Source organism: Aldersonia kunmingensis (genome assembly GCF_001646865.1).
Classification (GTDB): Bacteria; Actinomycetota; Actinomycetes; order Mycobacteriales; family Mycobacteriaceae; genus Aldersonia; species Aldersonia kunmingensis.
Map to the genome: position 1 here is coordinate 1 of NZ_LRRB01000086.1, position 12,600 is coordinate 12,600.

Consider the following 12,600-nt stretch of genomic DNA (forward strand, 5'->3'; position numbering starts at 1 on the left):
GCCGGCACCGGGCAACGCGCCGTCCTGCACCACCGAGAAGGAGGTGAACTTCCCGTCGGCGTCGGTTTCGAACTCGGGGCGCAGCGTGTTGAGGCCGGTGGTGCGCAGCCACTGCGCGCCCCAGTCGGACAGGTCGCGGCCGGACGCCTTCTCCAGCGCGGCAAGCAGATCGTCGAAGGTGGCGTTGTCGAAAGCGTGCGCGGCGAAGTAGTCGCGCAGCCCCGCCAGGAACGGCTCGAGCCCGACGTAGGCGACGAGCTGCTTGAGGACGCTGGCGCCCTTGGCGTAGGTGATGCCGTCGAAGTTCACCTCGACCGCATGCAGATCCGGGATGTCGGCGGCGATCGGATGCGTCGAAGGCAGCTGATCTTGGCGGTAGGCCCAGGACTTCTCGACGTTCGCGAATGTGGTCCACGCGTTGACGTATTCGGTGGCCTCCGCCTGGCATAGCACCGAGGCGAACGTGGCGAACGACTCGTTGAGCCACAGGTCGTCCCACCATTTCATGGTGACGAGATCGCCGAACCACATATGCGCCATCTCGTGGAGCACGGTCTCGGCGCGGCGCTCGTAGGACGCACGGGTGACCTTGGACCGAAAGACGTAGTCCTCGAGGAAGGTAACCGCGCCCGCGTTCTCCATCGCGCCCGCGTTGAATTCCGGCACGAACAGCTGGTCGTACTTGCCGAACGGGTACGGGACGCCGAAGTTCTTGTGGTAGAAGGCGAATCCCTGCTTGGTCTCGGTGAACAGCCGGTCGGCGTCCATGTGCTCGGCCAGCGAATTGCGGCAGTAGATGCCGAGCGGAATCGTGCCGTGGTCGTCGGTGTAGGAGTCGGTCCACTCTGCGTACGGACCCGCGATCAGCGCAACGAGGTAGGTGCTCATCCGCGGCGTCGTGCGGAAGACATGCTTGCCCGGTTCGTGCGCTGCGCCTTGGCGGTGCTCCGCAGGCTCCGCACCTGCGTTCTGCACGGTCGCGGCGTTGGAGATAACCCGCCAGTCCTCGGGTGCGGTGACGGCAACATCGAAGGACGCCTTCAGGTCCGGCTGGTCGAAGCAGGCGAACATGCGCTTGGCATCAGCGGTCTCGAACTGCGAGTAGAGGTAGACCGAGCCGTCGGTCGGATCGACGAATCGGTGCAGGCCTTCGCCGGTGTTCATGAAGCGGCAGTCGGCCTCGACCACGAGCTCGTTGGTCTCGGCGAGGTCCGGCAGCGTGATGCCCTCGGACTCGTCGTAGCCGGACACGTCGAGCGCGGTGCCGTTCAGCACAGCGGACCGGACGCCCTCGGCGACGATATCGATGAAGGTGGTCGCCCCGGGCTGCGCACCGAAGGTCACCGTTGTGCGCGAAGTGAACGTCTTGTCACCCGGAGCGCCCGACCCGTCGGTGAGGTCGAGTTCGATCCGGTAGTTGTCGACCGTGAGCAGACGCGACCGCTCGATCGCCTGGTCCCGGGTGAGGTTGGGTGCTACCACAGCCTTGTGCTCCTTCGTTGGTACGTGATGTACGCGCGGCCAGTCATTTTCGTTCGCTGCCGGTGTCTACGGGACGTGTGGGCGATGGTCGGGCGGGGGTGGGTCAGACGGTATCGAGCGGAACCGACGGATCGGCGAGTCGACTGGTGTCCACGGACCTGCCCGAGGTGATCATCGCCTTAACCGTATCGGTGACGTCCCAGACGTTCACGTTCATTCCGGCAAGGACCCGATCGTCCGAGTCGAGCCAGAACGCGACGAACTCGCGGGCACCCTTGTCGCCGCGGACCACGACCTTCGCATCGCCGCTGGCGTAGCCCGTGTACTCCATCCCGAGGTCGTACTGGTCGGTGAAGAAGTAGGGGAGGCTGGTGTAGGGCTGCGGGTGGCCGAGCATGGCCGCAGCCGCGGTCGCCGGCTGGTTGAGCGCATTGGCCCAGTGCTCGACCCGGATTCGCTGTTCGAGCACCGGGTGCTCGTGCGCAGCGATATCCCCGACAGCGACGATGTCCGGATCGCTGGTCTGCAGGTTCGCGTCGACGAGGACGCCGCCGTCGACATCGAGCCCAGCGGCTTGGGCGAGTTCGATATTCGGTGCGGCGCCGACCGCAACCAGCACTGCGTCCGCCTCGACGGTCGTGCCGTCGCCGAGGCGCAGCCCGGTTGCCCGGCCGCCGGACGTGGTGATCTCGGCGACCTCGGTTTCGAATCGCAGATCGACGCCGTGGTCCCGGTGCAGATCGGCAAAGACCTGGCCCATTTCGGGACCGAGTACGCGCAGTAGCGGCAGCGACGCGAATTCCACCGCGGTCACCTCGACCTCCTTGCCTCGCGCCGCAGCGGCGATCTCGAGCCCGATCCAGCCCGCGCCCACGATCGCGAGGCGCTTGCTGGACTCCAGCGCCGAGAGCAGGGCATCGGCATCGTCCACCGTGCGCAGGTAGAACACGCCGTCGGCATCGGCGCCGGGAATGTCGGGAACTCGCGGTCGTGATCCGGTGGCGAGCGCGAGTTTGTCGTAGCCGACGGTCGAACCGTCGGGGAGTGTCACGGTGTGCGCGCCCGGATCGATCGCCGATACCTCGGTGCCGAGCCGCAGATCGATGTGATGATCGCGATACCACTGGGCTGGCAATGGGGTGGCGTCGTCGAGCGATTTCTTGCCGGCCATGTACTCCTTGGACAGCGGCGGCCGCTCATAGGGGAGATGCTCCTCCGCCGAGATCAGCACGATATTGCCGGGAAAGTCCTTGTCCCGCAGTGCTTCTGCGAGCTTCACGGCAGCGAGACCGCCGCCGACGATGACGAAGGTGGATTGAGCGGACATCTTCGGTGCTCCTCACGTGTCATGGGAGGCGCGCAGCCGTGGGCCGCGGCCCGACTATGTCGGTTTCGACCCTACTGCGATCGAAAGGGTATGCGGGAAGCATCGAAGCGTGGTTGATGTTGCTTCTTACGGGTAACTACGTTTTTGTCGCACTCGGGCCTTGCGCGCCGGGCGAATGAGGAGGAAGCACCATGGCCGAAGAGCCGAAGGACGTCGCGGGATTCTGGTTCGATCCGCTGTGCCCGTGGGCCTGGATCACGTCGCGCTGGATCCTCGAGGTCGAGCAGGTTCGCGATATCGACGTCGAGTTCCACGTCATGAGCCTTGCGGTGCTGAACGAGGGCCGTGACCTGCCCGAGGCTTATCAGGAAATGATGAAGTCGGCGTGGGGGCCGGTGCGCGTCGCCATCGCCGCCGCGCAGCAGCACGGCGACAAGGTGCTGTCGCCGCTCTACACCGCGCTGGGCACCCGAATTCACGACCGCAAGGACGAGTACGAGCGCGAGAGCCGCGCCGAGACGTTCGCTGCGGTGATCGCCGATGCGCTCGAAGAGGTTGGCCTGCCGGCCGAGTTGGCCGAGGCCGCGAATTCGGAGGCCTACGACGAGGCCCTGCGCAAGAGTCACGCCGAGGGTATGGACGCCGTCGGCAAGGACGTCGGCACGCCGACCATCCACATCAACGGTGTCGCGTTCTTCGGCCCGGTGTTGTCGCGGATCCCGCGTGGCGAGCAGGCCGGAAAGCTGTGGGATGCGTCGGTGATACTCGCCGACTATCCGCACTTCTACGAACTCAAGCGCACCCGGACCGAGGGCCCGAGCTTCGAATAGCACCGCGTTTCGTTTCGGCGGCCCGCGCGCCCAACGATGCTCGGGCCGCCGGTGATTTCGGGTCGTGAACGGAAGATTCGTTGCGTTAGACGGAGTGAACGCTTCCGTTCACTCCGGTCGCGGGAAACGTTCCGGCAATCAAAGTAATCAACCCGAGGGCGGTTGCACCCGCTCGGGGCCGGTGGGGCGGCTCTCCTGCGCGGAGGCCCACTGCCCACCCGGTGCTGCGGGCTCGGGCGGGTTCGGTCGCCACCAGAGCTTTCCGTGGCGGCTGCGGTCACGGAGCGCGTTGGCTCGCCACGTCAGGACCGGATGCGTCGCGAGGCCATTGACCAGCCATACGAAGAAGCCGCGTTCATCCCAGGCACGGTCGGCGAATTCGTCGAATCCCACGACCCGGTTGAGGTACTTCCCGGCGGCGAGGGTGGCCATCGCGCCGGGGCCGCCCTGCGGCCGATTGCAGAAGCCGTGGTTGTCGGCGGTGTATTCCTGAGCGCGATAGAGCGCCTGCCCGAGGAATGGCAGAAACGGCGCCGCGAACATGCCCAACTGCCGCCAGTACGAGGTGTGGCCCGCCGCGATGTGACCCACCTCGTGACCGATCACGAATGCCAGCGCGTCGGGATCGCGCGCCGCGCCGCCGATTTCGAACAGGTCGCTGTAGACCACGACGAACCGTCGGAGGCCATGGCCGGATGCGAACGCGTTGATCTGTCCGTTGCCCAGCACGACGTAGGCGTCCGGCACCCTCGCCATGCCGAACCGTTCCGCAGCCTCGACAACCAACCGGTGCCCCTCCGGAAACTGGGTCGGCGACATCCGGACTCCGTTGACCCGTTGCGCCGCATAGTTCTGGCCGCGCCCGAGATACAGCACGAGCGGCGCGAGCAGGAAAAGCAGGACGAATGGGTTGATGGTGCCGACCGAAATTGCAACGGCAGCGCCGAGGTAGATGAAGCCGGTCGTGACAACGACGACCACGAGCAGCGGGATCTCCAGGGAGTGCAGCGCGGGGCGGCCGAACGGCGAGAGCCCACGCGGCGGGAGGCCGATCGGCGGAATGGGCAGCATCTCCGCAGCGTATTCGCCGTTGCGGCAGGGCCGGGCGGACTTGCCGAACCGCGCGGGCCGTCCGCGGGCGACGCGCCGGTGGACCCGGTCACCCCGCCGAGGGTGCGGCGCGGGACAATTTTCCTATGCGCGTATACCTCGGTGGCGACCATGCCGGCTTCGAACTCAAGAGCAAGATCATCGAACACCTCACCGCGAACGGTCACGAGGCGGTGGATTGCGGCGCACTCACTTACGACGCGGTCGACGACTACCCGGCCTTCTGCGTCGAGGCCGCGCGGCGCACCGTCGCCGACGAGGGCAGCCTCGGCATTGTGCTCGGCGGCAGCGGAAACGGCGAGCAGATCGCCGCCAACAAGGTTCCCGGCGCCCGGTGCGCGCTGGCCTGGAGCGTGGAGACCGCGCAGCTCGCCCGCCAGCACAACAACGCGCAGCTGATCGGCATCGGCGGCCGGATGCACTCGGTGGAAGAGGCGCTCGCCATCGTCGACGCGTTCCTCGAGACGCCGTGGTCGAACGAGGAGCGCCACCAGCGCCGCATCGACATCCTCGCGGAGTACGAGCGCACGGGCACGCCGCCCGCACTGCCGGCCGACTGATCGGCGGTGCCGGAGGGACACACCCTGCACCGGCTCGCCCGGCTGCATCAGCAGCGCTTCGCCGGCGCGCCGGTACGGGTGTCGAGTCCGCAGGGCAAGTTCAGCGAGGGCGCCCGGGCGGTTGAGGGCCGGGTGCTCGTCAGGGCCGAGGCGTGGGGCAAACACCTTCTGCATCACTATGATTCGGGCCTCATCGTGCATGTCCATCTGGGCCTGTACGGCGCATTCACCGATTCGGAACTGCCCATGGCCGTGCCGGTCGGCCAGGTGCGGATGCGGATGATCGGTGCCGATTTCGGCACCGATCTACGCGGACCGACAGCATGCGAGGTACTCGGGCCGGACGAGGTGGCGGCTATCGAGGCGCGGCTCGGGCCCGATCCGCTGCGGCGTCGTGCCGATCCCGGGCTCGCCTTCCGGCGTATCGCGGCATCGCGTCGCTCGATCGCCGCGCTGCTCATGGATCAGAAGGTCTTGGCCGGTGTCGGCAACGTGTACCGCGCGGAACTGCTTTTCCGCCACGGTGTTTCACCGACCCGCGCGGGCGTCGCGATGACCGAGGAGCAGTGGTCGCTCATGTGGACCGACCTCGTCGCTCTCATGAAGGTGGGGTTGCGTCGCGGCAAGATCATCACGGTGCGCCGCGAGCACGATCACGGCGCGCCTTCGTATGCCCCCAATCGGCCGCGCACGTACGTCTATCGGCGGGCCGGCGAGCCGTGTCGAGTGTGTGGCGCGACGGTTCTACACACCGTGCTCGAAGGGCGAAACCTGTTCTGGTGCCCGGCTTGTCAGCCGGACTGACGCTGTAGCGGCGAGCTAGAAGCCGCCGGAATCGCCGCCACCGCCCCAATCTCCGCCGCCGCCGTAGTCGCCTCCACCGGCATCACCGCCGCCGCCGGCATCACCGCCGCCGCCGCCGGAATCACCGGCGCCGCCGTCCTGAAACCCCTCGCCGTAGCCGTTCTCGAAGGCGTGTGCGTCATAACCCACCCCGGACATGCCGGAGAACATCGCGGTGAACAGCAATGCGGACCCGACACCCCAGGCGCCGGCCACCAGCGCCGGGCGCCACCACGGTTCGGAGTACCAGCCCGCGGGGACCGGCCGGCCCGCGACGCGGCCACCGGGGTAGTAGTTCGGGGTCTGTGCCGACGGGTTCGGCGACGCCGCGATCGAGCGGCCCTCGTACTCGATCCGGCGGTCCTCGCTCACCTCGCCGGCGGTCTTCTGGCCATCGAGTTCGGGCACCGGCGGCCCCGGATCCAGGCCCATCGCCGCGCGCGCCGCGCGGATGTAGTAGAGACCCTCGAGCGCGGTCTGCTTCGCGAGCCGCGCTTGGGCAGGTGTGGTGGCCTGCTCGATCTGCGAACCGGCCGCGATATTGCGCTCCGAGGCATCGGCGAGGGCCTGCTTGGAAGCCTCGTCGGTACCGGTGAGGTTGTAAATCTGGCCGCCGAGGCGTTCGATCGCCTGGCGCGCGTCGGCCTTGGCGTCCTCCAGCGATGCCGTGGCGCGCTGTGTCGAGGAACGCCGCACGTTGACGACGACCACGGCGAGCACCGCAATGATCAGGACGATGAGCAGGATCTCCACCAGGGCTCCTTCGAAGCGGGCGAAGCGGACAACCTCAGCGTACCGATCGGATCGGCGGGACAGCGCCGGTGGCAGCGACGAAAAAACGCCCGGCCAATGGCGGGCGTTTCGACGGGAATCTGGAGCCGATGACGGGAATCGAACCCGCGTGGCCAGTTTGGAAGACTGGGGCTCTACCATTGAGCTACATCGGCAGGCACACGACATCGATGGGATCGCCACGATGTCGTCTGCGTTGTCAGACTGTACCCAACCCGGCTTTGGAATTGGTAATCGGGTAACCGTAGGATTGCGTGCTGATTAGCACTGCAGTGTCGGGAACGGGGTGTGGCGCAGCTTGGTAGCGCATCCGCTTTGGGAGCGGAGGGTCGCAGGTTCAAATCCTGTCACCCCGACCAGCAGGAGCCATCGCGTCGAGCAGTCGGCGTCGCGAGCCTGACCGATTGCCCTGCAATCGAACCATTGAACGTAAGACAGAAGGAGCATGTCCGTGAAGAGCACCGTCGAGCAGCTGAGCCCGACGCGAGTCCGGATCAACGTTGAGGTGCCCTTCGAGGAACTCAAGGGTGATTTCGACCGCGCATACCAGGCGCTTGCGCAGCAGATCCGCATCCCGGGCTTCCGTCCGGGCAAGGCGCCGGCCAAGCTGCTCGAAGCACGCGTCGGCCGTGGCGCGGTCCTCGAGCAGGTCGTCAACGACGCCCTGCCGGCCCGCTACAGCGAGGCTGTGACCACCGCCGAGGTGAAGGTCATCGGCCAGCCGGAGATCGAGATCACCAAGCTCGAGGACGGCGAGGAACTCACCTTCACCGCCGAGGTCGACGTTCGTCCCGAGATCACCCTGCCGGACTTCGCAGGCATCTCCGTGTCCGTCGATCCGATCGAGATCAACGACGAGGACGTCGCGGACCAGCTGCTGTCGCTGCGCCAGCGCTTCGGCACCCTCACCGGTGTCGAGCGGGCCGTGCAGAGCGGCGACTTCGTGTCCATCGACCTGTCGGCCACCGTCGACGGTGCCGAGGTTCCCGAGGCGCAGACCACCGGCCTGTCGCACGAGGTTGGCTCGGGCCAGCTCATCGAGGGCCTCGACGAGGCCATCATCGGCCTGAGTGCCGGCGAGTCGGCGGACTTCACGTCGAACCTCGTCGCGGGTGACCACGCCGGCAAGGAGTCGGTGATCACCGTGACCGTCGGTTCGGTCAAGGAGCGCGAGCTGCCGGAGGCGGATGACGAGTTCGCCCAGCTGGCAAGCGAATTCGACACCATCGCCGAGCTCGAGGCCGATCTGCGCGAGCGCGTCGCCCGGGTCAAGAGGGTCGAGCAGGCCGGCGCGATCCGCGACAAGGTGCTCGAGGCGTTGCTGGAGCAGGTCGAGGTGCCGTTGCCCGAGGCCGTCGTCAAGGCCGAGGTGGACGCTGTCGTGCACGATGCCGTGCACGGTCTCGATCACGACGAGGACAAGTTCAACGCGCTGCTCGAGGAGCAGGGTTCCAGCCGCGAGGAGTTCGACAAGGACACCAACGAGGCCGCCGAGCGTTCGGTGAAGACCCAGCTGCTGCTCGATTCCATCGCTGAGGCCGAGAACACCCAGGTCGGCCAGGACGAGCTCATGGAGCGCATCCTGTTCCAGGCGCAGCGCTACGGCATGTCTCCGGATCAGTTCATCCAGCAGATCCAGCAGGCGAACCAGCTCGGCGCGGTTTTCGCCGACGTGCGCCGCGGTAAGGCGCTGGCCGCCGTGGTTGAGCGCGCCACCGTCACCGACACCGACGGCAACGCGGTCGACACGTCGGAGCTGTTCGGCGGCGGTTCGGACGACGACGCCGAGGCCGTTGTCGAGGGCGCTGCCGAGGCGGTCGACGCCGAGGCGGGCGACGAGAAGTAGGCACGTAGCTTTTCCGCTTTAAGCGAAGTAGGGCGGCACCGGGACTCCGGTGCCGCCCTTCTTCGTTAGGGTTTGTGTCGGAAGCCAGGAGTTCTCGATCGCGCCGAGCTTGCTCGCCGATCGCACAACGCACGAATGAAGGCAGGTACCGTGACAATCGACAAGAAGGCGCCCAGGTCCAGTGCTATGACCTCGGCGACCGCGGGTCTGAACCTGAGCGACTCGGTGTTCGAGCGGTTGCTTCGCGAGCGCATCATCTTCCTCGGCACCCAGGTCGATGACGACATCGCCAACAAGCTCTGCGCCCAGATCCTGCTGCTGTCCGCGGAGGATTCCGAGCGTGACATCTCGCTCTACATCAACTCGCCCGGCGGTTCGGTCAGTGCCGGGCTCGCGATCTACGACACCATGCAGTTCGCCGAGTGCGACGTCGCCACCTACGGCATGGGTCTGGCTGCCTCGATGGGCCAGTTCCTGCTCACCGCGGGCGCCAAGGGAAAGCGCTACGCGCTGCCGCACACCCGCGTGATGATGCACCAGCCGTCGGCGGGCATCGGCGGTAGCGCGGCCGATATTGCGATCATGGCCGAGCAGTTCTCCTACACGAAGAAGGAGCTCAACGAGCTGCAGGCGCTGCACACCGGCAAGTCGGTGGAGCAGGTCACCGCCGACGCGGACCGCGACCGGTGGTTCACCGCGCAGCAGGCGCTCGAGTACGGCTTCGTCGACCACGTGATCTCGCGCGCGCAGCAGGCCGGCGGCACGAGCAACTAACGAGCCTCGGCCCGAGCGCCCCGGGGGCCTCGGCACCGACGCCCACCCACAACTTCTTGGAGACGAAGATGGCCAATCTGTTCGACCCGAGCCGCATGCCGACCTCGGCACCGATTGCAGCGCCGCAGTCGCGCTACATCCTGCCGTCGTTCATCGAGCATTCGAGCTACGGCGTCAAGGAATCGAACCCGTACAACAAGCTGTTCGAGGAGCGCATCATCTTCCTCGGCGTGCAGGTGGACGACGCTTCGGCGAACGACATCATGGCGCAGCTGCTGGTGCTCGAGTCGCTCGATCCGGACCGCGACATCACCATGTACATCAACTCGCCGGGTGGCTCGTTCACCTCGCTGATGGCGATCTACGACACGATGCAGTACGTCCGCGCCGACGTTGCCACCGTGTGCCTCGGCCAGGCGGCGTCCGCCGCCGCGGTGCTGCTCGCGGCCGGTACCCCCGGCAAGCGGGCCTGCCTCCCGAACGCCCGCGTGCTGATCCACCAGCCCTCGGTCGAGGGGGGCATCCAGGGCCAGGTTTCCGACCTGGAGATCCAGGCGGCCGAGATCGAGCGCATGCGCCGGTTGATGGAAACCACGTTGGCCCGGCACACCGGCAAGGACGCGGAAACCATCCGCAAGGACACCGACCGCGACAAGATCCTCACCGCGGCCGAGGCCAAGGAGTACGGCCTCATCGACACGGTGTTCGAGTACCGGAAGCTGAGCGCGCAGAAGTAGTTGGGCCGGCCGGGCATCGTTGCGGACGGTGTCCGGCCGAACTGGTAGCAGGTTGTTGGCTACCGCGATGTGGCAAATCGGTAGTCCGACACGACGACACGCCGAATCCGCCGATTTGCTGCGAAGGCCGGTGAAAACCGGCAAGGCTGGGCGAAGTTCGAACGCGAGGATCGAACGACCCCGGGCGGGGAGCGCATGTCAGTACGCGAATCGCCCGGCAGAAGTCGACCGCAATCGCGGAGTGCGGGTACCGTCACAACAGGGCCGACGACGCGGTAGTCCCGTTGACCAGGCCGACCGGACAGGAAAGTAGGGACTCGGATGGCACGCATCGGTGATGGCGGCGATCTGCTGAAGTGCTCTTTCTGCGGCAAGAGCCAGAAGCAGGTGAAGAAGCTCATCGCCGGCCCCGGCGTGTACATCTGCGACGAGTGCATCGACCTCTGCAACGAGATCATCGAAGAGGAGCTCGCGGAGTCCAGCGAGGTCAAGCTCGATGATCTGCCGAAGCCGGCCGAGATCCGGGACTTCCTCGAGAACTACGTCATCGGCCAGGACACCGCGAAGCGCACGCTCGCCGTTGCTGTCTACAACCACTACAAGCGGATTCAGGCCGGCGACAAGGGCCGCGATTCGCGCGGTGAGACGGTCGAGCTGGCGAAGTCCAACATCCTAATGCTCGGCCCGACGGGCTGCGGCAAGACCTACCTCGCCCAGACGCTGGCGAAGATGCTCAACGTGCCGTTCGCGATTGCGGACGCCACCGCGCTGACCGAGGCCGGTTATGTCGGTGAGGACGTCGAGAACATCCTGCTCAAGCTGATCCAGGCGGCCGATTACGACGTCAAGCGCGCCGAGACCGGCATCATCTACATCGATGAGGTCGACAAGATCGCCCGCAAGAGCGAGAACCCGTCTATCACCCGCGACGTATCGGGTGAGGGCGTGCAGCAGGCGCTGCTGAAGATCCTGGAAGGCACCCAGGCGAGTGTGCCGCCGCAGGGTGGTCGCAAGCACCCGCATCAGGAGTTCATCCAGATCGACACGACCAACGTGTTGTTCATCGTCGCCGGGGCGTTCGCCGGACTGGAGAAGATTGTCTCCGAGCGGATCGGCAAGCGCGGCATCGGTTTCGGTGCCGAGGTGCACTCGAAGGCCGAGATCGACACGCGCGATCACTTCGCCGAGGTCATGCCCGAGGACCTGATCAAGTTCGGTCTCATCCCCGAGTTCATCGGCCGTCTTCCGGTCGTGGCGTCGGTGACGAACCTGGACAAGGAATCGCTGGTCAAGATCCTGTCGGAGCCGAAGAACGCGCTGGTCAAGCAGTACACGCGACTGTTCGAGATGGACGGTGTGGAGCTCGAGTTCACCACCGATGCCCTCGAGGCAGTCGCCGATCAGGCGATCCTGCGTGGCACCGGCGCCCGTGGCCTGCGCGCGATCATGGAAGAAGTGCTGCTGCCGGTCATGTACGACATCCCCAGCCGGGACGACGTCGCGAAGGTGGTCGTCACCGAGGAGACCGTCGTGGACAACGTGCTACCGACCATCGTGCCGCGCAAGCGCGACCGTTCGGAGCGCCGCGACAAGTCGGCCTAGCCCGCACCCAACAAGCTCACCCCGCGCACCGGCTCAGCGGAGCCGGTGCGCGTTTGTGTAGACGTTCATCGAGTCGCCGCGCAGGAAGCCGATCAGGGTCGTTCCGGACTCCTCGGCGAGGTCCACGGCCAGTGAGCTCGGCGCCGACACGGCACCCAGCATCGGAATTCCGGCCATCACGGACTTCTGCACCAGTTCGAAGGACGCGCGGCCGCTGACGATGAGCACCAGCTCGGCTGCCGGGATACGGCTGTTGTCGAGCGCCCAGCCGACCACCTTGTCCACGGCGTTGTGCCGGCCCACGTCCTCCCGCAACACCACGAGTTCGCCGTCGGCGGTGAACAGGGCCGCCGCATGCAGCCCGCCCGTCGCGTCGAACACCCGCTGGTGTTCGCGCAGGGTGTCCGGCATATCGGCGAGAACCTGCGCGGCCACCTGCAGTTCGGTCGCTGCGATGTCGAATCGCGATTTGGTTCGCACCTGATCGAGCGAGGTTTTCCCGCAGACTCCGCACGCGCTCGTGGTGAGGAAACTGCGTGCGTCGGGCGGGACGACTGCGCCGGTGGCGGCGCGCAGTGTCACGTCCAGGACGTTGTACGTATTCGCGCTGGCCTCGGCGGTGCCATTGGCCGACCTGCGGTCGGGGGCACCGTCGCAGTACCGGATCGTGTCGACGTCAGTGCGCTCGGCGATGATC

At 66.5% G+C, this 12,600-nt stretch carries 12 protein-coding genes and 2 tRNA genes; 8 read left to right on the forward strand and 6 right to left on the reverse strand.

Annotated elements, in window-relative coordinates; genetic code table 11:
* On the reverse strand, positions 1-1,482 hold a 1,482-nt coding region (gene pepN, locus A8G08_RS06510; RefSeq protein WP_068271733.1), incomplete at its 3' end, for an aminopeptidase N.
* A gap of 103 nt (positions 1,483-1,585) precedes the next feature.
* Positions 1,586-2,809, reverse strand: coding sequence for an NAD(P)/FAD-dependent oxidoreductase (locus tag A8G08_RS06515; protein WP_068271735.1), 1,224 nt, complete (start codon positions 2,807-2,809; stop codon positions 1,586-1,588).
* A gap of 191 nt (positions 2,810-3,000) precedes the next feature.
* Here A8G08_RS06515 and A8G08_RS06520 point away from each other — a divergent pair, with 191 nt between their 5' ends.
* Positions 3,001-3,639 (forward strand): mycothiol-dependent nitroreductase Rv2466c family protein, encoded by a 639-nt coding sequence (locus A8G08_RS06520; protein WP_068271737.1) that lies wholly within the window; start codon positions 3,001-3,003, stop codon positions 3,637-3,639.
* Between the two features lie 147 nt (positions 3,640-3,786).
* Here A8G08_RS06520 and A8G08_RS06525 read toward each other — a convergent pair whose 3' ends face one another.
* On the reverse strand, positions 3,787-4,710 hold the full coding sequence (locus tag A8G08_RS06525) for a M48 family metallopeptidase (RefSeq protein ID WP_084435989.1): 924 nt from the start codon (positions 4,708-4,710) through the stop codon (positions 3,787-3,789).
* A gap of 125 nt (positions 4,711-4,835) precedes the next feature.
* Here A8G08_RS06525 and A8G08_RS06530 point away from each other — a divergent pair, with 125 nt between their 5' ends.
* Positions 4,836-5,309 carry a ribose-5-phosphate isomerase gene (locus A8G08_RS06530; RefSeq protein ID WP_068271739.1) on the forward strand — a complete coding sequence of 158 codons (474 nt, stop codon included), beginning with the start codon at positions 4,836-4,838 and terminating at the stop codon, positions 5,307-5,309.
* Between the two features lie 6 nt (positions 5,310-5,315).
* Positions 5,316-6,113, forward strand: a complete 798-nt coding sequence (locus tag A8G08_RS06535; protein WP_068271741.1) for an Fpg/Nei family DNA glycosylase — start codon at positions 5,316-5,318, stop codon at positions 6,111-6,113.
* A gap of 15 nt (positions 6,114-6,128) precedes the next feature.
* Here A8G08_RS06535 and A8G08_RS06540 read toward each other — a convergent pair whose 3' ends face one another.
* Together A8G08_RS06540 and A8G08_RS06545 are read right to left on the reverse strand one after the other, a co-directional pair.
* Entirely contained in the window at positions 6,129-6,905 is a 777-nt protein-coding gene (locus tag A8G08_RS06540) for a GA module-containing protein (RefSeq protein WP_068271744.1), read from the reverse strand.
* A 120-nt stretch (positions 6,906-7,025) separates the two neighbouring features.
* A tRNA-Gly gene (locus A8G08_RS06545) sits at positions 7,026-7,099 on the reverse strand.
* Positions 7,100-7,226: 127 nt separating this feature from the next.
* Here A8G08_RS06545 and A8G08_RS06550 point away from each other — a divergent pair.
* The 5 genes from A8G08_RS06550 to clpX all read left to right on the forward strand — a co-directional run bounded on the left by A8G08_RS06550 (position 7,227) and on the right by clpX (position 11,903).
* Positions 7,227-7,303, forward strand: a tRNA-Pro gene (locus A8G08_RS06550).
* Between the two features lie 92 nt (positions 7,304-7,395).
* Positions 7,396-8,790 (forward strand): trigger factor, encoded by a 1,395-nt coding sequence (gene tig, locus A8G08_RS06555; RefSeq protein ID WP_084435990.1) that lies wholly within the window; start codon positions 7,396-7,398, stop codon positions 8,788-8,790.
* A 186-nt stretch (positions 8,791-8,976) separates the two neighbouring features.
* Positions 8,977-9,564: an ATP-dependent Clp protease proteolytic subunit gene (locus A8G08_RS06560; protein WP_068271750.1), complete on the forward strand. Its 588-nt coding sequence runs from the start codon at positions 8,977-8,979 to the stop codon at positions 9,562-9,564.
* Between the two features lie 68 nt (positions 9,565-9,632).
* Positions 9,633-10,301, forward strand: a complete 669-nt coding sequence (locus tag A8G08_RS06565; protein ID WP_068271752.1) for an ATP-dependent Clp protease proteolytic subunit — start codon at positions 9,633-9,635, stop codon at positions 10,299-10,301.
* Between the two features lie 321 nt (positions 10,302-10,622).
* Positions 10,623-11,903 carry an ATP-dependent Clp protease ATP-binding subunit ClpX gene (gene clpX / locus A8G08_RS06570; protein WP_068271756.1) on the forward strand — a complete coding sequence of 427 codons (1,281 nt, stop codon included), beginning with the start codon at positions 10,623-10,625 and terminating at the stop codon, positions 11,901-11,903.
* Positions 11,904-11,936: 33 nt separating this feature from the next.
* Here clpX and fdhD read toward each other — a convergent pair.
* Positions 11,937-12,600, reverse strand: a 664-nt coding sequence (gene fdhD, locus A8G08_RS06575; protein WP_157108430.1) for a formate dehydrogenase accessory sulfurtransferase FdhD, incomplete at its 5' end; no start/stop codon positions are given.